This is a genomic window from Hydrogenophaga sp. PAMC20947 (assembly GCF_004795855.1).
Classification (GTDB): Bacteria; Pseudomonadota; Gammaproteobacteria; order Burkholderiales; family Burkholderiaceae_C; genus Hydrogenophaga.
The window spans coordinates 4,673,121-4,695,252 of the sequence record NZ_CP039252.1 but is presented as its reverse complement, the minus strand read 5'-3'; the positions used below and the strand labels follow the sequence as shown (position 1 = coordinate 4,695,252).

Genomic DNA, 22,132 nt, shown 5'->3' with positions numbered 1-22,132 from the left:
CAGGCCCCAACGCCGTTGAGGCGGCTTACCAGTAGCCCAGCAGCTTCCACCACAAGCCACCCACCGTGACCCAGATGACAATCAGCAACAGGCTCATGGCAAAGCCGGCCTTCCACCACTGACCGAGCGTGGTGTAGCCGGAGCCGAAGATGATCGGCGAGGTGCCGGTGGCGTAGTGGGTCAAAGTCATCATGATGCTGGAAGCGGCAGCCATGATCAGCGCCAGCGGCAAGGCGGGCGCGCCCAGCGCCAAACCGGCGCCGTAGAAGGCGGCAAACATCGCGGTGATGTGGGCGGTGGTGCTGGCGAACAGGTAGTGTGCATAGAGGTAGATCAGCACGAGCAATGCGCTGGCCGGCAGCCAGCCCAGGCCCAGTCCGCCAATGCCGGTTTCAATGCTGCTGGAGAACCACGCGATCAAGCCCAGCTTGTTCAGAAAGGTGGCCATCATCACCAGGGCGCTGAACCACACGACCGTGTCCCATGCGCCCTTTTCCTTGAGTACATCGTCCCAGTCGAGCACGCCAGTGACCAGCAAAACGGCGAGGCCAATGAAAGCCACCGAGGTTGCGTCAAGCGCGACCGAAGGCCCGAGCACCATGGCCGGTATGCCGGCCCACAACACCAGCAACAACGCAAACACGCCCAACATGATCTTCTCGCCAGGCTTGACCTGGCCGAGTTCCGCCATTTTTCCTTTGGCAAATGCGGCCGCGTCGGGCGTGCTTTTGATCTCGGGCGGGTACATCAGGTACAGGGCCAGGGGCATCAAGACCAAGGCGACCAGACCAGGCAGCGCCATCGCCAGGGCCCAGGTGCCCCAGGTCAGGTTGATTTCGGCGCCGGTGGCTTCGGCCACCAGTTTGACCACCAGCGGGTTGGGCGCCGTGGCGGTGATGAACATGGCCGAAGTGATCGGGTTGGCGTGGTAGTTGACCAGCGCCAGGTACCGGCCGATTCGGCCCTCGGTGGCGTGCTCGGGATCGGAGCCGTAGCTGCCGGCGATCGCCCGCATGATGGGGTGGATGATGCCGCCGCCGCGCGCGGTGTTGCTGGGCGTCACCGGCGCGATGATGAGTTCAGACAGGGCCAGCGCGTAGCCGATGCCCAAGGTCTTTTTACCAAACAGAGAAATGAAAAAGTAGCCGATCCTTGCCCCCAGACCGGTCTTGATGAGCCCGCGCGAAATCATGATCGACACACCGATCAGCCAGATCAGGGAATTGGAGAAACCGCTCAGTGCATCCGCAATGGCCCCACCCGGTTTGTCGTTGGTGACACCCGTGGCCGCCACCAGCGTGATCGCCACCAGCGCCATGGCCCCGATCGGCAACGCCTTGCCGATGATGCCGACGATGGTGCCGACAAACAAAGCCAGCAAATGCCAGGCGTTGGCGGTGACGCCCTCAGGCACGGGCACCAGGAACCAGATGACCAGACCGGAAGCCAAAGCCGCGCCCGCGGGTATGCGTTTCAAGTCCATTGAATCTCCCTGTGTTGCGACTGGGTTTGATGTGCGGACCCCGCCCACCGTTGTGTCCAACGTCGCACCGTGAACTTGCTTTGAGTATGGGGCAGGGTTGTGCCACGGTCGTTTGACTTGTGTCAAACCGGTGGCGTGTCACCCCGCCTGGAGGGACCAGGGTCGGGCATCGACGTCAGCAGCTGCTTCGGCTACTGATGCCCCCTTCAAAAGCACCCCGGGTCCGGTAATGAACCGCCCCGATGCGATCGGCTGCTACGCGCCGGTTTGCTCAATCATCTGGTACCGCCCTGGCGACACCACGATGGGTTCAGGAAACCCCTCGCCCAACACCCGCATGCCATCGCTGTTTTCGCCCTGGGCGTCTTGAAACCCCTTGTTGACCACGCGCTCAAAATGCGCGTAGGTGGCCCAGACCACCACATTCACATACTTGATGGATCCATTGGATTCCCGATCAAGGGACTTGTAGAAAGTGGCGCCCGCAAAACCGTCTTGTTTCTGGAAATACGCCACGTATTGCGCACGAACCGACTCGGCTTGTGCGGCCATGCCTTCGGGCACGGTGATGGTATTGATCACATGGACTTGTTGCATCGGGAAGCTCCTGGTTTCAGGTTTCAGGTTTCAGATGGATCGATCCTCGGGCCCATGGAGCACTGTGTTGATCGATTTGAATCAGGTGAGGTCTGCCCCTTTGGTCACGCAACAGCACCACCCTGCCCTGCCCACACGGCGAGACGACCATGCCCATTGCAGTCTGACCTTTCCGTGTTTCAGCGAACACGATGCATGGGCAGGGCTTGGGACCGGGTTCGATGGAGTCAGATCATGTTGCCGCAGGCGCCAGCCATGCGCGCAGGTAAGGCTGCAGCCGGGCCTGCATGGCCTTGTCTCTGTGCAGGGCGCAGAAGTTCAGTGCCATGGTCTGCATCAGAAAAGCCTCCACGCCTTCGACCAGGATCTCGGGCTCCACGTCCTTGCGGAATGCTCCCTGCGCCAACCACTGGCCCACCAATTCGCCCAGCCGTCCGAAGGTGAGCGCAATGGGGCCAATCTCCTCCAAGGCCATGGCACCCGAACGGCGCATGATGACGTCAAACACATAGCGCTCGGACGACATCAGCTCCACCAGGGGCATCAAGCGTTTGGCCAATTGGTCTGCGTCGTGGGGCGATGAACCGGTCACCATGCGATCGAGCAAGGTGTCGATGCGCTCGCCAATGAGCAGGTCCATCAATTCGTCTTTGTCTTTGAAGTGCGCGAAGAAGGTGCCTTTGGCCACACCGGCGCGCAACACGATCTCTTCGATGCGCAAGGCCTCGAAGCCTTTTTCTGCGACGAGTTCATGCGCCACCGAGGTCAGGCGCGCGCGCGTGTCGAGGGTTCTCTGCTGGACGGCTTTTCGCATGGGTGCGTAGATTGCAATAATTTGACCGCAGTCAATTTATATTGACCACGGTCATTTTTTAACTTATAAATTTGACTTCGGTCAATTTTATAGGAGTACCCCAGTGAAACGCATCTTCATTCTCAACGGTCACCCAGCCGAACGCTCGCTTTCCCGCACCCTGGTGGAAGCCTATGCCGAGCAGGCTCGCGAGGCCGGGCACGAGGTTCGCATCACCCACCTGCACGACCTGACTTTCGATACCGATTTCGGATGGGTGGACTTCCAGCAACCCAAACCCCTTGAACCTGCGCTGGAGCAGTTTCTGCAAGACCTGTCGTGGAGTGAGCACTTCATGATGTCCACGCCCATGTGGTGGGGAGGACTGCCCGCCAAGCTCAAAGGCCTGTTTGACCGGGCCTTGCTGCCAGGGCGGGCCTTCGACACCCGGAACAAGAACCGAATCGGTCTGCCGTTGCCGCTGCTGAGTGGGCGCTCGGCGCGTGTGGTCATCACCTCCGACACCCCCGGCTGGTTCATGCGACTGGCCTACAAGAACGCCATGATCTGGCAGTTGCGCCGGCAGATCCTGGAGTTCGTCGGTCTCAAGCCCACAAAGCTGACCCACCTGGGACCCGCCAGCGAAGCCAAACCCGAGCAGGTGCAGCGCTGGGTGAAGCACCTCAAGGCGATGGGAGCCCAGGCCGCTTGATGAAACCGGGATCCCATCGCATCAGCCCCGCTCTCTCAGCACTATCTTCAACACCTTGCCGTAGTTGTTCTTCGGCAGCGACTCCACGATCTCATAGCGTTTGGGGCGTTTGAATCGGGCGATGTGGTCCAGGCAGAAGGCATCGAGCGCGGCGGAGTCCAGCACCGCATCGGGTTGCGCCACCACAAACGCCACCACGATTTCGCCCCACTCGGGGTCGGGCGCCCCCACCACAGCCACCTCGGCCACGCCGGGTGCGGTGAGCAGCACCTCTTCCACTTCGCGCGGATAGATGTTGCTGCCGCCACTGATGATGAGGTCTTTGCTGCGGTCTTTGAGGGTGAGGAAACCCTCATCGTCCAGCGTGCCCATGTCGCCGGTCCAGAGCCAGCCTTGGCGAATGGCCGCGGCGGTCGCTTCGGGGTTGCGCCAATAGCCTGCCATGACGCTGTCGCCTCGAATCAGCACCTCGCCCACTTCCCCGGGTGGCAGCGGCTGGCCGTCGGCCCCGGCCACGCGGATGCACACGGGGCTTTGTGCCAGGCCCACAGACGCGATGCGCCCTGCGTGGCGCGGGTGGGTGGTGTCGGCGAGATCGGCGCGGCACAGCGCAGTGCCGGTCATGGGGCTTTCGCCCTGGCCGTAGATCTGAACAAAACGCGGCCCCATGGTGCGCAGGGCACGCTGGATATCGGCGGCATACATGGGGGCGCCGCCGTAGACGATGGTCTTGATACTTTGGCCGCATTGATCGGGTGTGAGCCCTTGGGCCTCGGCTTCGTCCACGATGCGCTTGACGATGGTGGGCGCAGCAAACAGCGAGAGCGGCCCCAGTTCGCGCCCCAGCGCGAACAGCTCGGCGGCATCGAAGCCGCCCGAGGCGGGCACCACATGGCGCGCGCCGGCCATGAGGTGGGGAATGGCGTACAAACCAGCGCCGTGTGACATGGGCGCGGCGTAAGCGATGGCGTCGTGGGCGTGCACCGCATCCACATCGTTGAAGTAGGTGAGGCCCATGGTCAGCAAGTTGCGGTGCGTGATCATCACGCCCTTGGGACGACCGGTGGTGCCGCTGGTGTAGAACAACCAGGCGGTGTCGTCGGGGGTGCGTTCGGCAATAGCGCCGACAGGTTCAACCTGCTGGGTGGTGAAGGTTTCATTCATCCAGGCGTCGCACTCGGCCCCGTCCACATCCATCACGCCGTCGAGCCCGGTCAGGGCGGCCGGGTCGGGCACCACATCTGGCGTCACAAACGCCCAGCGGGCTTCGGCGTTGTCCACGATCCACTGCACTTCCCGGGTGTGCAGCTTGGCATTGACCGGCACCACCACGAGCCCAGCCCACCAGGCGCCGAACAGCAGCTCCAGATAGCGCGGGTGGTTGTGCATGAACAGCACCACGCGGTCACCAGGCACCAAGCCCCGGGCCGCCAGGCGAGCACCCACCCGGGCTGCACGCTCTGCCCACGCGCCATGGGTGGCCACACACACACCCCCACTGAAGATCGCGGGGCGGTTCGGGTGGCACAGAGCTTGTTTCTGCAGCAAATGGGCCAGATTCATGGGGGAGATCTCCGGGGTTGGGCGGGGTTTACGGGCTTCGCGGATACCTGACCCGTGTACCCCATTTTTCCATGGTTGACCGCACGCGGGCGCCGCCCAAGTGGGCGTTGTCCTACAAGGGTGCGCGCACCGGGCTGACAGCGGCGCAGGCGCTGGCCCGCGACCATGGTGCTGTATCCCGCGCCCGCGGGAATAGTTCGCCCCACCCCGCTCCGCTGCGGCCTCAGGGACGCCACAGGAGACCCCATGCCAGACCAGTCCCCCCACACGCCGCCACACCGCCCCCAACCCCCCCCGCCATCCCAAGCCACCGCTTCGACCAAGGCCACGCGGGCAACGAAGCGCCCACGTTCGGCCGGCCGCAAGGCGCTGATCGCGGGAGGCGCTTTGGTGGGGGTGGTGGCGCTGGGAGAGCTGACGGGTTGGCCCTTCCTGCGGGAGCCGCTGGAGCAACAGATCCACAACCGCACGGGCGTGGACATTCAACTCGATGGGCGCTTTCGCACCCGGCTGCTGGTGAGTCCCATGATGAGCGTGGAGCAGATCACCCTGGGCGCGGGCGGCGGGGTGGACGTGCCCCACCTGCTGAAGGCCAACAACCTGGTGGTGCAGTGGCGCTGGGGCGATCTCTGGCGCGCCCGCCAGGGCGCGGCGCTGCGGGTGAAGTCGTTGCAGGCCGACCGCATCGACGCGCACGCGGTGCGCCTCAAGAGCGGTGCGGCGAGCTGGGACATCGTTCCGCGCAACACCGACGCCCCACCCCAGACCGAGCCCGCGCCTCTGCCTGAGATCGAGCGGCTGGTGTTGCGCGAGGGCCAGGTCGCGTTTCGGGACGAGACGCTGGACATTGAACTCAACGCCACCATCGAGCACAGCCGCGAAGCGGGCGGCACCATGCCCTGGCAAGCCACGGCCGAGGGCAGCTACCGAGGGGCGCCCATCAAGCTGCAGGCCAAAGCCAGCGCCGACCTGCCGCTGCTGCTGCAAACCGACGCCGACGCGCCCCTCCTGCCGCTCCAGCTCAGCGGGCGCATCGGCAGCACCCAACTGGCTTTCGATGGTGCGGCGGGCGCGCTCTGGGCCGGCCAGGGGGTGGAAGGCCAGCTGAAAATCAGCGGCGATTCGCTGCAAGCCAGCGCCCGGCCGCTGGGGGTGACCTTGCCCGACACGCCGCCCTACCAGCTCAACGCCCGGGTGGTGCGCCAAGGGGCCACCTGGTCGGTGGTGAGCGACGAGGCCACGGTGGGCAGCAGTTCGCTCACAGCCAACCTGAAATTCCAGACCGATGCACACCCCCCGCGGCTGACCGGCGAACTGGGCGGCGCCCGGCTCGCCCTGGCCGACCTGGCGCCCGCCGTGGGCGCAGACAAACCACCCCGCCGCTCAGACCGGGTCTTGCCCGACGAACGCTTCGATGTGCCCAGCCTGGGCCAGATGGACGCCGATGTGCAGGTGAAACTGCGCCAGCTGGATTTCGGCACACCCGCTCTCGCGCCGGTGCAAGACCTCAAGCTCCACCTGCAACTCGCCAACAGCCGATTGGTGCTCTCGGCCCTGAGCGCGCGGGTGGCTGGGGGCACGTTGTCGGGAGACACCGCGTTTGAGGTGAAAGGGGACCTCCCGCAATGGGACGCGGCTTTGCGTTTTTCCGAGGTGGATCTGGACAGCTGGATCCGGGGCCTGAGCAAAGGCGATGCGAAAGATGCCAAAGGCGGCCAGCCCGATGCGCGCTCCTACATGAGCGGCACGCTGGATGCCACGGCACAGCTCAAGGGCCAGGGCCGCAGCGTGGCCGAGATCCTGGGATCGGCCAACGGTCAGTTCAAGCTGCGGGTCACCCATGGCCAGCTGTCACAGCTGGTCACAGAAGCCGCGGGGCTGGACGCGGCTCAGGCGCTGGGCATGTTGATCAAGGGCGACGAGCCACTGAAGCTCAACTGCGCCCTGGTGGATGCGGTGGTGCAAAACGGCGTGGTGAAGTCGCGCCACGCGGTGCTCGACAACGACGACAGCACCTTACGCCTGCAGGGGGGCCTGAGCTTCAAGAGCGAGGCCATCCAGCTGCGTTTGGTGTCAGAACCCAAAGACTTTTCTCCGCTGTCGCTGCGCTCGCCAGTGACGGTCAGCGGGCAACTCAAAACACCTCAGGTGGGCATTGAAGCGGGCGGCTTGCTGGCCCGCGCGGCCGGTGCCCTGGCGCTGGGCAGCCTGGCTCCGCCCGCAGCCCTGCTGGCGTTCATCGACGTAGGCAACAACGACGATCCCGCGCCCTGCGCACCCGCGCCGGCTGCAGCGTCCGAAAAAGCCACCTCCCCGGCCCCCCAGAAAAATTCATGAGCAATAACCAGACTCCCGCGGTTCCACCGCACACCACAGACAACGCCCAAACTTCAGACCGATCGGATTCAGACCGGTCGGCGTCACCCCGCCGGCCCACCTACGCCGCTCATACCATCCACACCCCCTTCACCAGCGAGGGTGCTCAGCCGGTGATGCCGGGCGTGCAGCGCTTTGTGCTGTCGGGTGCGGCCATTGCGCTCGGCATTCTGGGGCTGTATGCGGGGCAATCGTTGTTGATTCCGCTGGCGCTGGCGGCTTTGCTGGCATTTGTGCTGGACCCCCTGGTGACGTGGTTGCGCCGCTGGTCTGTGCCGCGCGGTGTGGCGGTGGGCGCGGTGATCACGGTCACCCTGGCGCTGATCGCGGGCGCCGGCGTCATGACGGCGCAGCAGGTGGGTGAGCTCGGCCGCGAGCTGCCCACCCACCGGCAGAACATCCAGAAAAAACTGCGCGATCTGCGCCCGGCGCTGGTGCCCTCGGGCGCCACGCGGGAGGTCGCGCGCCTGATGGGCATGGTCGAAGGCGAATTCGACGCGGCCAAGGAAGTGCTCCAGCTGGGCGACAAGAAACCCACCGCACGGGTCACGCGTGTGGCGGTGGAACCCGAAAAACAGGGTCCGATCACCTGGGCTCTGCTCACCTCGCTGGGGGTGCAGCTGGGCACCGCCGCGCTGGTGGTGATCTTGCTGGTGTTCATGTTGCTGCAACGGCGCGAGCTGCGCGACCGCTTGTTGCGGTTGATGGGAGGTGACCTGCACCTGATGGCCGATGCCCTGACGGAATCGGCCGCACGGGTGAGCCGGTATCTGCTGGTCCAGGTCATGGTGAATCTGGGCTATGGCCTGCCCATGGCACTCGGCCTGTGGTGGATCGGTGTGCCAGGCGCATGGCTTTGGGGCGGCCTGGCGGCGGTGCTGCGGTTTGTGCCTTACCTGGGGCCGGCGGTGGGTGCGATTTTCCCCTTGGTCATGGCGTTTGCCGTGGACCCGGGCTGGTCCATGGTGTTCTGGACCGTGGGTCTGATCGCCACACTGGAGCTGATCAGCAACAACATCGTGGAGCCACTGGCCTATGGCGGCAGCACCGGCGTATCGCCACTTGCCGTGTTGATCTCGGCGGCTTTCTGGGCCTCGCTCTGGGGCCCCATGGGCCTGGTGCTGGCCACGCCGTTGACCGTGTGCCTGGTGGTGATCGGGCGGCACCTGGCGCCGTTGCGATTTCTGGATGTGTTGCTGAGCAGTGAGCCGGTGTTTGACGAACCCACCCAGCTCTACCACCGGCTGATTTCGGGCGACTTCGACGAAGCCGAAGACCTGGCATTTGAGCGCGTGAAACACGGTTCGCTCATGGGTTTTTACAACGACACCGCGTTGCCCATGCTCGCCCTGGCCCACCGCCAGAATGCCCAGGGCGCCACCGCCGCCCACCGCCACCGCCTGCTGGCGGGCACAGCGCGCATGGTCGAAGAGCTGCGCGCCGACGACGGCACAGCCGCAGCGGGCCTCGCCTCCGAACCGACCCTGTTGTGCGTGGGCTTGCGCAGCGAAATGGATGCCTTGTCGGCCGACATGCTGGCCCATGCGTTCGTTCAGCAAGGTCGCGCCGCGTTGGCCGTGCCGATGGCAGATCTCATGGAAGGCGCGTCGAGCCGACCGGCCTGGTCCAAGGTCCAGACCATCCACCTCTGCACGCTCAGCGCCACGCCCCAGACCCAGGCGCGCCAGCAATGCCGCCGCCTGCGCCGGCTGTGGCCACAGGCGCAGCTTCACCTGGTGGGCTGGTGCGTACCCGAAGCGTTGACCACACCCGACCAGGCCCAGGCCATGGGCGTGGACGCGGTGTCTACCCAGCTGCAGGCGCTGGTGGATCAGACACCCAAACAGGTGGCTGCAAACCATCCGCCCGAAGACGATGGGCCCGCCAACAACACAGGTGCTCGCAGGCCAGCGGAAACCGCCAGCCCGACCAGCGACCCACCGCAGCCGGAACCACCCCAGCTGGCCGGGCTCGCCCGCGCCGTCCAGCGCGCTGCGGATGTGTTTGGCGTGGCGGTGGCCAGCCTGACGCTGAAGACCCCAGGCCCCGGTGTGCGCTGCGTGATGGCCGGCATGCCTGAGCACACGGGCTGGCGCACCGAGGCCATGCCCGCGCCCATGTCTCCGGTGGGTCGTGTGCTCTCGGGGGAGGGCACGCTGCGCTTGAGCGACCTGCACAGCGACCCCCGACACCTCGGCGCATCGCATGCGATGTACCGGCACCGGGGTTTCTTTGCGGGTGCACCGGTGCGGGATGCAGCCGGGCGCGTGGTGGGCGTGCTGGCGCTGCACGCACCGGTTGGAAACACCCTGGACACGGCCGAAAGCAGTTTGCTGGCTCAGCTGGCGTCGGACATGGGCGCCGAGGCCATGGCCTTGATCGGTGCCCTGGAAAACACCACGGCCCCCGACGAACAACAAGGACCCACCCCAGCGGCGTGGTCAGGCCCGGGAGAAGCCTGCACACCGGCCTGAGCCCCCAGCCTGGCGGACCTGGCCTGCGTGTGGGCCCAGTCCTACCCCAGTCTGTGCCTTCGGCCGACACCTTGCAGGCTCCAGGCTTCCTAAACTGAATCCATCGCAGCAACACCTGCTGCGCCGTATTCACCCCCCAGGCCTCGAGCAGCTTGCCGAGAGCCTCCTTCAAGGAGTCGACCATGTTGCATTACGCCGTTGTATTTTTTGTGGTGGCATTGATCGCCGCTGTGTTGGGTTTTGGCGGTATCGCCGCTGGCGCAGCAGGCATCGCCAAAATCTTGTTTGTTGTGTTTCTGATCATGGCCGTGGTGTCGTTTCTGTTTGGCTTGAAGCGCAAATAGAGCTAACCTGAACGGGAGCGGGCGGGGCATTCCACGCCCGCCTCTTGCGCTTCTTCAGGCCCTCCCTTTTTTTTCCTTTTCCCTCTTTTCCCTTCTCATGCACAGGAGATTTTCATGACCACATCCACTTCCACCATCGCTCGAACCGCCCACGAACTCACCGACCAAGGCGCCGACGCTGTGCACAGCGCCGTGAGCCAGGCCGCCGACAGCGCCAACGACCTGATCAACAAAACCCAGAACGCAGCCGCAGGCAGCGAAAAAACCATCAAGGAAGGCCTGGAGACCTTGCGCGAAGCCGTGCCAGCTACCCTGGCGCGCGCCTCGACCCAGGCCGAAGACCTGGCCCGCGCTGGAATTCACAAAGCGCGCGCCGCCGGCGAACAGATGGCACAACAAGCCCACCGCGTGGGCGACAGCACAGTGAGCTATGTGCGCCGGGAGCCCACCAAAGCCCTGCTGATTGCCGCAGCCGCAGGCGCAGCCGCCACCCTGCTGATCGGCTGGGCCACCCGCGAACGCCGCATCTCCACGCGCTATTGATGTCCATGCAGGCAGGCGCTAGGGCTGGAGCCCGTCAGCGCCTGCACCCTTGTTTCCGACCAGGCGCAGCGGCCGGCTTATTGCCGGGCGATGCGCCTTTTTCTCTTGCCCGATTCACTGAGGAGTGCCCGCCGTGATCCACCCCATCTTCATCACGATGGCCAAGAACCCCGGCCTCTTTCTGGAGCACGCCAGCGCCTATGCCGATCTGGCCTCGGCCGAGGTTGACACCTTGGCTGGTGGCCTGAAGCACCGCACGGTGTTGTCCGTGGCCACCGGTCTTCTGGCCCTGCTGGGTCTGGGGTTGGCCGGCGCAGCGGGGCTGCTCGCGGCAGCGCTGCCGCTGGCGGCCATGCCCCAGCCGTGGCTGCTCTGGGCCATTCCCTTGTGCCCCTTGCTGCTGAGCGCCGCACTGGCCTTGCGCTTGCGCCAGCTCAAGTCGCACGCTGCCTTCGGCACGCTGCGCCAGCAAGTCGCACAAGACATCGCCACACTCAAAATTCTGGACGAAGAATGACCCACTCAACCTCCACCCCAGCAACCACCACAGCCGAGCAGCGCACTGCCCTCGCTCTGCAACGCATCGAAGCGTCGCGCACCCAGCTCATCCTCACCCTCGCACCCACTGGGCCCAGACGGTCGAAGCAAAAGGCACAGCCGGGCCAGGCGGGCAGCGCCAACAACGCATCTCCAGGCGCGCCCTTCGCCGCCTCGCTGGCAGCACACATGGGGCAGCAAGGCCTGGGCAAGGGCACATGGCAGGCCTTGACCGGCGCTGCGACCGACTGGTTAAACAAACAACCCTGGTACGCCTCGGCCGAGCTTGTGGGCACCACACTGGTCCACGAGGCGCAACCCTTCGTTCGCCGCCACCCCTGGGCCTGTCTGGGCGCTGCTGCGGCGGCCGGCGCGGCTTTGGCGGCTCTGCGACCCTGGGGCTGGCAACCGGTGCAACACCGCATGGCGCCCTGGCGCAGCCAGGTGGGCAGCCTGGTCTGGGGGCAACTGACCCAGGCGCCGGTTCAAATGGCCCTGGCAGGCGCCTTGGCCGCCTGGATCAGCAGCGCGAGCGCCAGCCCTCGGCAGAGCAAGCCCCCAGAGCGGCCTGACCCGCCGCCGGCGCCCGAAGCCGATGCGACCACCACAAAGCCTGCGCCCGAATCGCCACCCTCTGCCTCGGCGGCGGACGCGCGGCCCGCTTCGTCGCCTGGCGTCATGGCCGTGACCGCCCCCTTGGAACCTTGAAAACGGGGGCATGAACACCGGGACACCGGTGATCGCACCCGGTAGGTCCCACGCAAAACAATGCCGGCCCAAGCGCCGGCATTGTTTTGCAGAAAAAATATGACCGACCGGGATGGCTTATTGCGCTTCGACCCTGGCCACCAGCTCTGTGGGCACCATCACCGTTGCGCCCAAGGCGATGCCTTCGCGGTTCACTTCGTCCGGCAACAAGCTGGAGCCGGACAGATTCTGGTGTTGCCGGCGCAGTTCACCACGGTCGGTAGCCGTATTGACCACCACGACAAACGCAGTCAGCAACAGGCCAGCGACTGCCAGCATCAACCAGATCAGCGCGTGCAGCCAGGGGCTGGTTTCATTCGACATGTTCATGGGGTTCTCTCAATGTGATTGACGTTGAACCCATCTTCGAGGCAGGACTTGTAACGCCATGTCAGCCCACAGCGCCGACGCTTGTAGGACAGTGCCTCAGGCGGGCGACCGGCTGCGAGACCCTCGGGCCTGCGCATACACCCAGGTGAACTCCGCGCCCATCAGGAAAATCTGGGCCGAGTAATACACCCACAGCAACACCACCACCAGCGAACCCGCGGCACCATAGGCCGACGCCACACCGCTGGCACCGAGGTAAAGGCTGATCAGAAATTTGCCCACGCTGAACAGCAGCGACGTCACCACCGAGCCCACCCACACGTCTTTCCACTGCACATGGGCGCGCGGCATGAGCTTGTAAATCATGGCGAAGATCGCCGAGGTGAGCAGAAAACTGACCCCAAAGTTCAAACCCTGCGCGATCCATTCCCACGGCCCCAGCGCACTGCTCCACCAGCGCCCCAGTGCGGTGACCACAGCGCCCACCACCAGAGACACCATCAGCAGGAAGGCCAGTCCCAGGATCAGACCAAAGGACAGCACGCGCGCGCGCAACAACCCCCAGAGGCCTGTCCCGCCCGGTCGATCGGGCGCCTCCCAGATGCGGTCGAGTGCGCCTTGCAACTCGGCAAACACGGTGGTCGCGCCCACCAGCATGGCGCCCAGCCCCACCACCGTGCCCCACCAGCTTTCCGCCGGTTCACTGGCGCTGGCCACCATCGCCTGGATGGACGCCGCCGCCTGCTGTCCAAACAACCCCACCAGTTCGTCCATGAGGTGGCCCTGAGCCGCCTCGCGACCCAGCAGCAAGCCAGCCACCGAAATCACGATCAGCAACAGGGGCGCCATGGAAAAGAAGGTGTAGTACGAGAGCGCGGCGCCCATGCTGGCGGCACGGTCATCGACCCAGCCTTGCGCCGTGGCCTTGCCCATGGCCCACCAGCTGCGACCAGGACGGGACGGAGAAAGCGGCGTGGCGCCGCCAGCCGGCGGGTGTGCAGCAAAAGGGGATTTCATGGTGACCCATGGTGCGAGCGCGCAACGTGCCCGCAGGTCAGACATCACAGTCCCTGCCCGTAGGACAATCGCCCGGCTGGCTGCCCCCGCAAGGCAGCAAAAGCGCCCCAGGGAGGGTGTTCAAAACGCACGGCCTGCGCGGGCGTTTTGAACACCCTCCCTAGCCCAGCACCACGGGGTTGGCCAGCCAGAGCATGGCGTTCAACACGCCGGCAAACGACACCCAGGCCCACAAGGGCAACAGCAGCGCGCCAAACAAGGGCCGCACCCGCCAGAAGGACCGCACGGTGAACGCGATCAGCGCCCACAACACCACCAGGTCCACCAAGGCCCAGGCACCCAGGCGCTGGTTGAAGAACAACCAGGACCACAGGGCATTGGGCACCAGCGCCACGGCGTACAACGCCAGGCCTGTTGCGCCGGACACGGTGCGCCGGTACCGCCAGACCTGCCAGGCGGCCAAGGCCATCAAGCCATACAACAGCGACCACACCGGGCCGAACACGCTCGGCGGCGGCGCCCAGTCGGGTTGCACCAGTTGGGCGTACACCTCAGGCGCTTGCGATGAGGCCAAGCCACCCAGCGCCGCGGCGCCCAGGGTCAGCGCGAACCAGAGCAACGCGCCGCGCAGGCTGTCGCCCGAGGTGATGGGCGAAGGTGCCACGTCCGGGTGGCTTGCTTTTTCGACAACAGACATGGTGGTGATTCCTGAGAGACTCATTCAGCGGGTGGCGACGGGCTGTGGCCTGAAGCACCGGTCGCCGAAACGGTCAAAGCGTGTTGTAGAAGCGTCAAGGCTAAACCCACACGGCAACGGCCGGTGTCAGACAACCGCGCATGGCCCTGGGAATGGCAAGGGATCACAGCTGGCTGCGCAGCAGGCGAGCGCCCTGCTCCTGCATTTTCTGGTGCCAGGGTCGGCTGCGCCACATGGCGAGCGTGATGCGTCTGCCCTGCGCCCAGTCCGCTTCAAAAACCGCATGCATGCGCGCAGCAAACGCCGGGTCCAATACGTTGAGGTTGGCTTCGTCGTTGAGCAGGAATGAGCGGTTGTCAAAATTGGTGGAGCCCACCGACACGAAGTGTCCGTCCACCACCAGCCCCTTGTTGTGGAACATCGTTGGCTGGTACTCGGCGATCTGCACACCCGCACGCAGCAAGGGCCCCCAACTGGCCCGGGAAGCCTTGCGGACAAAGATCGAATCGATGTGCCCGCAGGGCAGCAACACCCGCACCACAACACCCCGTTCTGCGGCTGCCGTGAGCGTTCGGATGGTGAGCGAATCGGGTACGAAATAAGAGGCCGATAGATCGATGTATTCCCGCGCAGCGGTGAGCGCCAGCAAAAACATCAGGTGCATGCTCTCGCTGCCGCCCGAAGGTGAGCTGCTGAACATCTGCGCGGCCTGGTCACCAGCGGGCTTCAAAACAGGGAAATACGCTTCGCCGTGCAGCACCTGTCCGGTTGCACGCATCCAGTTGTCGAGAAACACCGCCTGCATCTGCGCCACCACCGGCCCCTCGACGCGAAAGTGCGAATCCCGCCATTCCTCTGGCGAACGCGCATCGCCCAGCCACTGGTCGGCAATACCCACGCCCCCGGTAAAACCCAGCAACCCATCGACCACCATCAGCTTGCGGTGGGTGCGGTTGTTCATGCGGGCCCAGTTGATCCAGTGGGGTTTGTGGAAGCGTTTGACCACTGCGCCGCTCGACTCCAGGCGTTCCACCATGGAATCATCCATCTTCAGGCTGCCCACCCAGTCGAGCAGCACATGCACTTTCACGCCTGCCCTGGCCCGATCGCACAACGCGGTGACAAACGCCTCCCCCACCTCACCGCCCCAGTAAATGAAGGTCTCAAACGTGATGGTGGCTCTGGCACCCGCAATGGCCTGGAGCATGGCGGGAAAAATGCGGTCGCCATTGAGCAGCGCCTCGATGCGATTGCCTTCCAGCAACTGGGGCCCGAGCAGCGAACCCAGCGAACGCCTGAACGCGGCGTCGTCCGTCTCGTACAAGCGGGGCAGGGTTTTTTCGATGCGTTTTTCGCCACCGATCAGGTTGATCACCAGCAGGGTAATGAGCACCGTGACCACCACGGCGGCCAGCGCCACCCCAGCGTAAGAAGCACTCAACATGCCACCGGGCGTCTCACTGGATCAGGCCGTTGGTCATGGCGTAATAAGTGAGATCGCTGTTGCTGGCGAGCTTGAGCTTCTCCAGCACACGGGTGCGGTAGGTGCTCACCGTCTTCACGCTCAGAAACATCGCCTCGGCCATGCTGCCGATCGTTTCGCCTTTGGCCAAACGCAAGAACACCTGCAGCTCGCGCTCGGACAACAGCTCGTGCGGTGGGCGGTCCAGCCCCCCGGCCACACCTTCGGCCAGCAAGGCAGCCACGGCCTGGCTGATGTACTTGCGCCCCATCGACACGGTGCGGATCGCGTTCACGATCTCTTCGGGGTCGCACTCTTTGTTGAGGTAGCCACTGGCCCCCTGCCGCAACAAATTGGTGGCGTAGTGGGCCTCTGGAAAGCCGCTGAGGATGAGAACCGCCAAGTCCGGGAAGCGGGCCTTGATGGACTTCAGCGCTTCAACGCCGTTCTGATCCGGCATGGAGATGTCCATCACCAAAACATCGACATCGCCGGCTCTGGCGAGCTCCAGTGCCTCAGCGCCGCTGGCGGCCTCGCCGGTCACACGCAAGTCCACGTGGTCCGACAAAAACTGCTTGAGGCCGGCCCGCACCACAGCGTGGTCGTCAACAATGCCAACTCTGATCATTTGATGTTTCTTTCTTTCAGAATGGCGCCCGACGGGCGCGTGCAGCCACTTTAGCGGCGACCACGTCCAGGCGACGTCGGACGAATCCTACGCCACGCTTCGCGGCCCAGTGTGGTGCCGCTGCAAGACCTGACCACTTGCCGGTATTTCACCACCCATGAACCACCCGAGCAAGCCATGAGGCGCCGTCCTACAAACCCTCAAGCCGCACGCCGACAGGCAAGCCCCTCGGTGTTTTCTACAGTGGAGTCACAGCAGCACAACACACTGCGCGGCTGTTGACCACCCCGGCTCACTGAGCCGGCTTAACCCATCTGAAGAAGGAATACACATATGAACTGGGAACGCATTGAAGGCAACTGGAAACAACTCAAGGGCAAAACCGTTGAGCAGTGGGGCAAACTCACCGACGACGATCTGGACGTGGTCGCTGGCCGCCGCGAACAGCTGACCGGCAAAATTCAAGAGCGCTACGGCATCGCCAAAGACGAAGCCGAAAAGCAGGTCTCTGCCTGGGAACGCAGCGCCACCGACGACTGGTTCAAGCCCTGACCGGCCGAGCCGATTTCCCTGCCCCTTCGCCGGACCGCCCGCCAAAGATGCCAAACAGGTGACCACCGCTTCGAACGCATCCATGGGCGGCCCCGGCAGGGGTCAGGGGCCAACGGCAAAAAGCCCACCCCCACAGTTTCCTCCCCCATTTTTGTCGGTTTTGTCCGACACGCAGGCGGGATGCAGGCCGATGTCTTGACCGCCACCCAACCCCTATCGTGAACACCACACGTCACGTGGTCCTCACGCGAGGTCAGAAAAATCCTATTCTGGAGCACACAACATGAACATGATCCGTCGCACCCAAATCGTTATCGCCACCAGCGCCGCCGCTTTCGCACTTGCCGCCTGCGGAGCCAAGGAAGACACCACCGTCGGTCAGAAACTGGACGGCGCCATCGAACAAACACAGCAAGCCGCCGCCAGCACCCAGGCAGACCTGCAGGTCGCCGCGACCGAAATGAAGCGCGAAGGCGAAGCAGCCATGGACTCCGTGTCCGACAGCGCCATCGACCTGGCCATCACCGCCAAGGTCAAGGCGGCTCTGGCGGCCGACGACCAGCTGAGTGCCGTGGGCATCAATGTCGACACCCTCAACGCCGTGGTTTCGCTGCACGGCCCCGCCCCAACGGTGGAAGCTGCCGAGCGGGCCACGGTGTTGGCCAAGGCTGTCAGCGGAGTGAGCGAGGTGAAAAACATGCTCACCGTGGCCGGCAAGAGCTGATTCCCGCAGCCCAACGATCCAAAAAAACAACCGAAGCATCTGAAACGCAACCGACCCACCCCGGCCCGAAGGACCCCATGACGAAAAAGGCATCCCCTACCCCATCGAAAAAGGCATCGGCCCAGCCGGCGCCTCGCACCATGAAACTGGACCCACGCGGCCTGGCCGCCGCGCGCAAAAACCTCGACGACGGCGCTCACACCCCCGCCTACGGCGCTTGGCGTGACGACATGGTGCAGCTGCTCAACGATGCGCTCGCCACCGAACTCACCTGTGTGCTGCGCTACCGGCGCCACCACTTCACCGCCAAGGGCCTGGCTTCACCCAAGATCGCAGAAGAGTTTCTGGTGCACGCCAACGAAGAGCTGGCCCATGCCGACCGGCTGGCCGAACGCATCGTGCAACTGGGTGGCAAGCCCGATTTCAACCCCTCCGGACTGGCCAAGCGCAGCCACGCCGAATACGACGACTCCACCGATCTCAAAGCCATGATCAAGGCCAACCTCGTGGCCGAACGGGTGGCCGTGGAGAGCTACCGCCAGATGATCGATCTCATTGGCAGCAAGGATTCCACGACCCGTCGCCTGCTGGAAGACATCCTGGCCGACGAAGAAGAGCACGCCGACGAGCTTTCGGACTGGCTGGCCACCTGAGGCGGCTGCGGGGTTTCGCCGAAGCATCAAACCCCGGCCACCAGCCTCTTTCCCCACACACCTCCGACCTCCAAAAGGAAAACCCCATGAACAACCGCTTTGCCCTCATCTTCACCCTGGCCATTGGCACCGCCTACCTGACCGGCTGCGCCGTCGCCCGCGACCAACAAACGGTGGGCTCTTTCATCGACGACTCAACCATCACCACCCAGGTCAAAGCGCGCTTTGCCGACAACCCCAACGTCAGCGCCTTGTCCATCAAGGTGGAGACCCTCAAGGGCGTGGTGCAACTCGCCGGTTTTGCCAAGTCCGCCGATGAACGCGACAGCGCCGAGATCATTGCCCGACGCGTCTCGGGCGTGAAAGACGTGGTCAACGACATCGTGGTTCGCCCGTAACACACCCTTGATGCCGGTCGTTCTGTTGCGGTTCACGGGCGCGCTGTCAGCGGTGTCCTACACAACGGGCGCTCAAACCCGCTTATCGTTCACCATCGGAAGGTGGTCAGGCCCAGCGGGCCCACCCCCTTGCTCAAGCAACCCCTAGCCGGCGCACGCGCCTGTACCTTTTGTATCTGCGGACAACCCCCTCGGCCGCACTGCCCATGACCACCCTGCGCGCGCTCATCGTCGAGGACAACCCTGTGATCCTCAACAACCTCATCGCCACTCTGGAAGAGCTGTCGGATTTGCGCGTGGTGAGTGCGGTGGGCAACGAAAAAGAGGCGATTCAGGAGCTGATCACCCGCGCGCCCGAACTGGACCTCGTGATCATTGACATTTTCCTCACCTCCGGCAGCGGGCTCGGCGTCTTGAAATATGCGCGCGACCTGGACATGCCGGCCCGGCGCGTGGTGCTCACCAACTACGCCACGCCTGACATGCGTCGCCGCTGCACGGAGCTGGGCGCCGACCAGGTCTTTGACAAGTCCAGTGAGCTGGAAGAGTTGATTGAATACTGCGACAAACTGGCCAAGGCCTGACCGCATGCACACCCTTGAATCGGATCAGGCGCAGCTGATCGAGCCGCCGCCAAGCAGGGCCAAGTCGCCCCCCTCACCGGCGCTGCTGCTCGCCTGGCGCCCTTTTCTTGTGGCCTTGCTCTCGGTGGCCTTGGCCCTCACCCTGGTGGTTTCCCTGGAGTGGTCCTACCAACGCGCCAGCAGTTCGCTGTCGACCATGCAAAAGCGCGATACGGCGCGGATCGCAGCGGAGACCCTGCTGCGACGCCTCATCGATGCAGAGACCGCCCAGCGCGGTTTTTTGCTCACGGGGCGTGAGTCGTACCTGCGCCCCTTCACAGACGCCGACCACGATGTGGACACCGCTTTGAAGCAGCTCAATGCGATGTACGCCGAGAGCCCTGCCTTTCAGGCACTGGTGGCTTCGGTGGGCATCAGTGCGGAGACCAAGTTGACCGAGCTGAGGCTTTCATTGCGCTGGTACCGCGATGGCGACGAAGCCGCCTGGCGCGGGCTGCTGATGTCTGACCTGGGCTGGGAACGCATGCAGTCGGTGCGGCATTCGGTGCGCACGCTCATTGAGGAAGCCACCACAGCCGCCGACCAGGAACAGCAGACCATCGAGCAATCCTTGCAATGGGGCCGCCTGGCCGTTCACTTCACCACCTTGATGGCGGTGCTCTGGCTGGTTTTTTTCCTGCGCAAGAGTGCAGCCTTGCAGCGCGCGCACGAAGAGCACACCGACGCCATCGCCGAAGAACACGATCGCCTGGAGCACAACGTGGCCCAGCGCACCCAGGAGCTGGCGGCTCTCAACCTGCACCTGCAAACGCTGCGCGAGGGCGAGCGCGGTCGCCTTGCGCGGTCATTGCACGATGAGCTGGGCGCCACCCTGACAGCGGCCAAGCTTGACGTCACCCGGCTGCGGCGCGCCGCCGAACCCCTGAGCCCGGCGATGCAAGAACGCTTGCAACACCTCGCGACCGAAATCGATTCCGGCATCGGCATCAAACGCCGCATGATGGAAGAGTTGATGCCCCCTGCGCTGCACAACCTCGGCCTGCGCACCGCGCTGGAAATTCTGGCCGCCGATTTTCGCGAGCGCCACGCCGCCGAAGTGCAGATCGACTTCGAACAGGTCGACGCAGACGAAGCCGGGCGCAACGCGCTGTTCCGGGTGGTGCAGGAAAGCCTGCGCAACATCGAGCAGTACTCCGGCGCCACGCAGGTCACGCTCCGGCTGAGCGGGCGTCAAGGCCAGGCCAGCATTGAAGTCCACGACAATGGCATTGGCTTTGACACCCGGCAACTGACTGCGCGCAGCGGTGCGGCGCCAGGCGATTCACCCAAAGGCCACGGCTTGAAGCAATTGCAATACCGACTGGAATTGGCCGGCGGCCAATTCAGCGTGTCCTCGTCGGCCAGCCAAGGCACGACCATCCGTGCCAGCGTACCGCTGTCATCCACGACAGACTGACCCACCATGACGCTCCCCACCTCTCAACGAGGCAGCTCCTTTCGCCATTCCTTCGAAGCCGTGGCCCGGGGCCGCTACCTGATGCCGGTGGTGCTCGCGCTGGGGGTGACCACCATGGCGGTCAACGAGAGCACCTTCCAGCATTCCTTCGGCACGCTCAACACAGGCATCGCCCTGACCGACGCCCGCGTCCAGGCGGCCGAAACCCTGCAACTGCTCACCGATGCCGGCTTGTATGCCCGCTCATACATCCTTTCGGGCTCACCCGACGAGGCCGTGGAATACCGCGCCACGGTGGAGCGCATGCAGGCAGTGAAACAAAAGGCCTTCGACCTGGTGAGCAAAGTCGACCCCCAGGGCCAGGTCTCTGTCGAGGCGGTCGAACAACTGGTCAATGAACACATTCGCAGCACGGATGAATGGGTGATGCTGGTGGCCCGGGGCGATACCGAAGCGGCGCTGACGGCCGCCGTGAGCAGCACAAACAGGGAACGGCGGGACCGCTTGCGCGAAGCGTTCGCCAGCGTACTGGAGAGCGCAGCGGGCATCCAGCAGGGTGCGCGCTTTTCGCTCTACAACGCCTTGTCCATGAGCCGCTTTGCCGTTCACCTGCTGGCCCTCGCCGCCGTGTTGAGCATGTTCATGTTCCGGCGCCAGTTGCGCCTGGGCGATGAGCAACTGGCCAAAGAGCAGTTGCTGCTGGCCGACCGGGTCAAGGAGCGCACGGCCGAGCTGACGGAGATGGCCACCCACCTGGTGCACGCCCGCGAAGACGAACGCGCCCACATCGCTCGGGAACTGCACGATGAAATGGGCGGGTTGCTCACCGCCATGAAGCTCGACTTCGCCCGCCTGCGCCGCCTGCCCGACATGCCCGACAAGGCCACGGAGCGCATGGCCTCGATCGAAGCACGTCTCAACGAAGGCATCGCCCTCAAACGCCGCATCATCGAGAATTTGCGGCCGTCGTCGCTGGAGCAATTGGGACTGGTCCCGGCACTGGATATCTTGTGCCGCGACATGTCTGCGGCCCTGAGCAGACCCGTGCATGCCGATCTGCAACCCGTGAATGTCGAAAATGCTGCCGAGCTCACCCTCTACCGCATCGCACAGGAGTCTCTGACCAACGCCGGCAAATACGCCCATTGCAGTCGGATCGAGGTGCAGCTCAAACAAGCCGGGGGGTCGGTGACCCTGCGGGTGCACGACGATGGACGCGGTTTTCAACCGCAGCAAGTAACCCATGGCCGCCACGGCCTTGTCGGCATGCGTGTTCGCGTGGAGTCCCACGGTGGCCGCCTGAACTTGAAGAGCGCGCCAGGCCAGGGCACCACCATCGAAGCCACCTTGCCGGTGCAGGACACGCGCAAGGCACCGCCCGACACCGCCCGCAGTTGAATGTGCGTCCCACCGCCTGGGCCGGTCAACCGAGCGCCGTGGCAAGCGATCCGGCAGGTGTGGG

General features: G+C 64.5%; 23 protein-coding genes. 14 read left to right on the top strand and 9 right to left on the bottom strand.

The features are described 5' to 3' along the window. Positions 1-25: 25 nt before the first annotated feature. The 3 genes from E5678_RS21445 to E5678_RS21435 form a co-directional block, all read right to left on the bottom strand. On the bottom strand, positions 26-1,483 hold the full coding sequence (locus E5678_RS21445; RefSeq protein WP_136180409.1) for a DASS family sodium-coupled anion symporter: 1,458 nt from the start codon (positions 1,481-1,483) through the stop codon (positions 26-28). 255 nt (positions 1,484-1,738) lie between these two features. Continuing rightward, positions 1,739-2,080, bottom strand: coding sequence for an antibiotic biosynthesis monooxygenase (locus tag E5678_RS21440; protein WP_136180408.1), 342 nt, complete (start codon positions 2,078-2,080; stop codon positions 1,739-1,741). 232 nt (positions 2,081-2,312) lie between these two features. After that, positions 2,313-2,894 (bottom strand): TetR/AcrR family transcriptional regulator, encoded by a 582-nt coding sequence (locus tag E5678_RS21435; protein WP_136180407.1) that lies wholly within the window; start codon positions 2,892-2,894, stop codon positions 2,313-2,315. A 103-nt stretch (positions 2,895-2,997) separates the two neighbouring features. On the opposite strand from E5678_RS21435, the gene E5678_RS21430 reads away from it, so the two are divergent. After that, positions 2,998-3,585, top strand: a complete 588-nt coding sequence (locus tag E5678_RS21430) for an NAD(P)H-dependent oxidoreductase (protein ID WP_136180406.1) — start codon at positions 2,998-3,000, stop codon at positions 3,583-3,585. Between the two features lie 21 nt (positions 3,586-3,606). Here the strand turns inward: E5678_RS21430 and E5678_RS21425 are convergent, their stop codons facing one another. Further along, positions 3,607-5,148: an AMP-binding protein gene (locus E5678_RS21425; RefSeq protein WP_136180405.1), complete on the bottom strand. Its 1,542-nt coding sequence runs from the start codon at positions 5,146-5,148 to the stop codon at positions 3,607-3,609. A gap of 246 nt (positions 5,149-5,394) precedes the next feature. Here E5678_RS21425 and E5678_RS21420 point away from each other — a divergent pair, with 246 nt between their 5' ends. From E5678_RS21420 to E5678_RS21395, 6 genes are all read left to right on the top strand, one after another. Then, entirely contained in the window at positions 5,395-7,485 is a 2,091-nt protein-coding gene (locus tag E5678_RS21420) for an AsmA family protein (protein ID WP_168708632.1), read from the top strand. Next, positions 7,482-9,998 (top strand): AI-2E family transporter, encoded by a 2,517-nt coding sequence (locus E5678_RS21415; protein ID WP_136180403.1) that lies wholly within the window; start codon positions 7,482-7,484, stop codon positions 9,996-9,998. Before E5678_RS21420 ends, E5678_RS21415 begins: the two co-directional genes overlap by 4 nt. Positions 9,999-10,180: 182 nt before the next feature. Beyond that, positions 10,181-10,342 carry a DUF1328 domain-containing protein gene (locus E5678_RS21410; RefSeq protein WP_136180402.1) on the top strand — a complete coding sequence of 54 codons (162 nt, stop codon included), beginning with the start codon at positions 10,181-10,183 and terminating at the stop codon, positions 10,340-10,342. A gap of 114 nt (positions 10,343-10,456) precedes the next feature. Next, complete coding sequence (locus E5678_RS21405; RefSeq protein ID WP_136180401.1) at positions 10,457-10,885, top strand: hypothetical protein; 429 nt, start codon at positions 10,457-10,459, stop codon at positions 10,883-10,885. A gap of 133 nt (positions 10,886-11,018) precedes the next feature. Further along, complete coding sequence (locus E5678_RS21400; RefSeq protein WP_136180400.1) at positions 11,019-11,402, top strand: hypothetical protein; 384 nt, start codon at positions 11,019-11,021, stop codon at positions 11,400-11,402. Then, positions 11,399-12,130: a hypothetical protein gene (locus E5678_RS21395; RefSeq protein WP_136180399.1), complete on the top strand. Its 732-nt coding sequence runs from the start codon at positions 11,399-11,401 to the stop codon at positions 12,128-12,130. Before E5678_RS21400 ends, E5678_RS21395 begins: the two co-directional genes overlap by 4 nt. Before the next feature lie 117 nt (positions 12,131-12,247). Here the strand turns inward: E5678_RS21395 and E5678_RS21390 are convergent, their stop codons facing one another. The 5 genes from E5678_RS21390 to E5678_RS21370 all read right to left on the bottom strand — a co-directional run bounded on the left by E5678_RS21390 (position 12,248) and on the right by E5678_RS21370 (position 16,303). Continuing rightward, positions 12,248-12,499 carry a hypothetical protein gene (locus E5678_RS21390; protein ID WP_136180398.1) on the bottom strand — a complete coding sequence of 84 codons (252 nt, stop codon included), beginning with the start codon at positions 12,497-12,499 and terminating at the stop codon, positions 12,248-12,250. Between the two features lie 96 nt (positions 12,500-12,595). After that, positions 12,596-13,516, bottom strand: coding sequence for a YihY/virulence factor BrkB family protein (locus E5678_RS21385; protein WP_348770357.1), 921 nt, complete (start codon positions 13,514-13,516; stop codon positions 12,596-12,598). Between the two features lie 160 nt (positions 13,517-13,676). Beyond that, positions 13,677-14,213, bottom strand: coding sequence for a TspO/MBR family protein (locus E5678_RS21380; RefSeq protein ID WP_136180397.1), 537 nt, complete (start codon positions 14,211-14,213; stop codon positions 13,677-13,679). Positions 14,214-14,376: 163 nt separating this feature from the next. Then, the gene (locus E5678_RS21375) at positions 14,377-15,657 is read right to left on the bottom strand and encodes a phospholipase D-like domain-containing protein (RefSeq protein ID WP_210731959.1); all 1,281 of its coding nucleotides are present in this window, start codon (positions 15,655-15,657) and stop codon (positions 14,377-14,379) included. A gap of 13 nt (positions 15,658-15,670) precedes the next feature. Then, a complete protein-coding gene (locus E5678_RS21370; protein WP_136180396.1) occupies positions 15,671-16,303 on the bottom strand; it encodes a response regulator transcription factor in 633 nt (210 codons plus the stop codon). A 333-nt stretch (positions 16,304-16,636) separates the two neighbouring features. Between E5678_RS21370 and E5678_RS21365 the strand changes: the two genes are divergently transcribed. The 7 genes from E5678_RS21365 (at position 16,637) to E5678_RS21335 (ending at position 22,068) form a co-directional block, all read left to right on the top strand. Then, positions 16,637-16,855, top strand: a complete 219-nt coding sequence (locus E5678_RS21365; RefSeq protein ID WP_136180395.1) for a CsbD family protein — start codon at positions 16,637-16,639, stop codon at positions 16,853-16,855. A 283-nt stretch (positions 16,856-17,138) separates the two neighbouring features. Then, positions 17,139-17,579 carry a BON domain-containing protein gene (locus E5678_RS21360; protein ID WP_136180394.1) on the top strand — a complete coding sequence of 147 codons (441 nt, stop codon included), beginning with the start codon at positions 17,139-17,141 and terminating at the stop codon, positions 17,577-17,579. Between the two features lie 140 nt (positions 17,580-17,719). Then, positions 17,720-18,232 carry a ferritin-like domain-containing protein gene (locus tag E5678_RS21355; protein WP_247596858.1) on the top strand — a complete coding sequence of 171 codons (513 nt, stop codon included), beginning with the start codon at positions 17,720-17,722 and terminating at the stop codon, positions 18,230-18,232. 86 nt (positions 18,233-18,318) lie between these two features. After that, entirely contained in the window at positions 18,319-18,630 is a 312-nt protein-coding gene (locus E5678_RS21350; RefSeq protein WP_136180392.1) for a BON domain-containing protein, read from the top strand. 206 nt (positions 18,631-18,836) lie between these two features. After that, positions 18,837-19,214: a response regulator gene (locus tag E5678_RS21345; RefSeq protein ID WP_136180391.1), complete on the top strand. Its 378-nt coding sequence runs from the start codon at positions 18,837-18,839 to the stop codon at positions 19,212-19,214. Between the two features lie 4 nt (positions 19,215-19,218). Beyond that, positions 19,219-20,670, top strand: a complete 1,452-nt coding sequence (locus E5678_RS21340; protein WP_136180390.1) for a CHASE3 domain-containing protein — start codon at positions 19,219-19,221, stop codon at positions 20,668-20,670. Between the two features lie 6 nt (positions 20,671-20,676). Then, positions 20,677-22,068, top strand: a complete 1,392-nt coding sequence (locus E5678_RS21335; protein ID WP_136180389.1) for an ATP-binding protein — start codon at positions 20,677-20,679, stop codon at positions 22,066-22,068. Positions 22,069-22,132: the final 64 nt, after the last annotated feature.

Bases quoted from the DNA above. Each gene is read 5' to 3' on its own strand.
- E5678_RS21445 (WP_136180409.1), bottom strand. From the start codon at position 1,483: ATGGACTTGAAACGCATACCCGCGGGCGCGGCTTTGGCTTCCGGTCTG.
- E5678_RS21440 (WP_136180408.1), bottom strand. From the start codon at position 2,080: ATGCAACAAGTCCATGTGATCAATACCATCACCGTGCCCGAAGGCATG.
- E5678_RS21435 (WP_136180407.1), bottom strand. From the start codon at position 2,894: ATGCGAAAAGCCGTCCAGCAGAGAACCCTCGACACGCGCGCGCGCCTG.
- E5678_RS21425 (WP_136180405.1), bottom strand. From the start codon at position 5,148: ATGAATCTGGCCCATTTGCTGCAGAAACAAGCTCTGTGCCACCCGAAC.
- E5678_RS21420 (WP_168708632.1), top strand. From the start codon at position 5,395: ATGCCAGACCAGTCCCCCCACACGCCGCCACACCGCCCCCAACCCCCC.
- E5678_RS21415 (WP_136180403.1), top strand. From the start codon at position 7,482: ATGAGCAATAACCAGACTCCCGCGGTTCCACCGCACACCACAGACAAC.
- E5678_RS21410 (WP_136180402.1), top strand. From the start codon at position 10,181: ATGTTGCATTACGCCGTTGTATTTTTTGTGGTGGCATTGATCGCCGCT.
- E5678_RS21405 (WP_136180401.1), top strand. From the start codon at position 10,457: ATGACCACATCCACTTCCACCATCGCTCGAACCGCCCACGAACTCACC.
- E5678_RS21395 (WP_136180399.1), top strand. From the start codon at position 11,399: ATGACCCACTCAACCTCCACCCCAGCAACCACCACAGCCGAGCAGCGC.
- E5678_RS21390 (WP_136180398.1), bottom strand. From the start codon at position 12,499: ATGAACATGTCGAATGAAACCAGCCCCTGGCTGCACGCGCTGATCTGG.
- E5678_RS21385 (WP_348770357.1), bottom strand. From the start codon at position 13,516: ATGAAATCCCCTTTTGCTGCACACCCGCCGGCTGGCGGCGCCACGCCG.
- E5678_RS21380 (WP_136180397.1), bottom strand. From the start codon at position 14,213: ATGTCTGTTGTCGAAAAAGCAAGCCACCCGGACGTGGCACCTTCGCCC.
- E5678_RS21375 (WP_210731959.1), bottom strand. From the start codon at position 15,657: ATGTTGAGTGCTTCTTACGCTGGGGTGGCGCTGGCCGCCGTGGTGGTC.
- E5678_RS21370 (WP_136180396.1), bottom strand. From the start codon at position 16,303: ATGATCAGAGTTGGCATTGTTGACGACCACGCTGTGGTGCGGGCCGGC.
- E5678_RS21365 (WP_136180395.1), top strand. From the start codon at position 16,637: ATGAACTGGGAACGCATTGAAGGCAACTGGAAACAACTCAAGGGCAAA.
- E5678_RS21360 (WP_136180394.1), top strand. From the start codon at position 17,139: ATGAACATGATCCGTCGCACCCAAATCGTTATCGCCACCAGCGCCGCC.
- E5678_RS21355 (WP_247596858.1), top strand. From the start codon at position 17,720: ATGAAACTGGACCCACGCGGCCTGGCCGCCGCGCGCAAAAACCTCGAC.
- E5678_RS21350 (WP_136180392.1), top strand. From the start codon at position 18,319: ATGAACAACCGCTTTGCCCTCATCTTCACCCTGGCCATTGGCACCGCC.
- E5678_RS21345 (WP_136180391.1), top strand. From the start codon at position 18,837: ATGACCACCCTGCGCGCGCTCATCGTCGAGGACAACCCTGTGATCCTC.
- E5678_RS21340 (WP_136180390.1), top strand. From the start codon at position 19,219: ATGCACACCCTTGAATCGGATCAGGCGCAGCTGATCGAGCCGCCGCCA.
- E5678_RS21335 (WP_136180389.1), top strand. From the start codon at position 20,677: ATGACGCTCCCCACCTCTCAACGAGGCAGCTCCTTTCGCCATTCCTTC.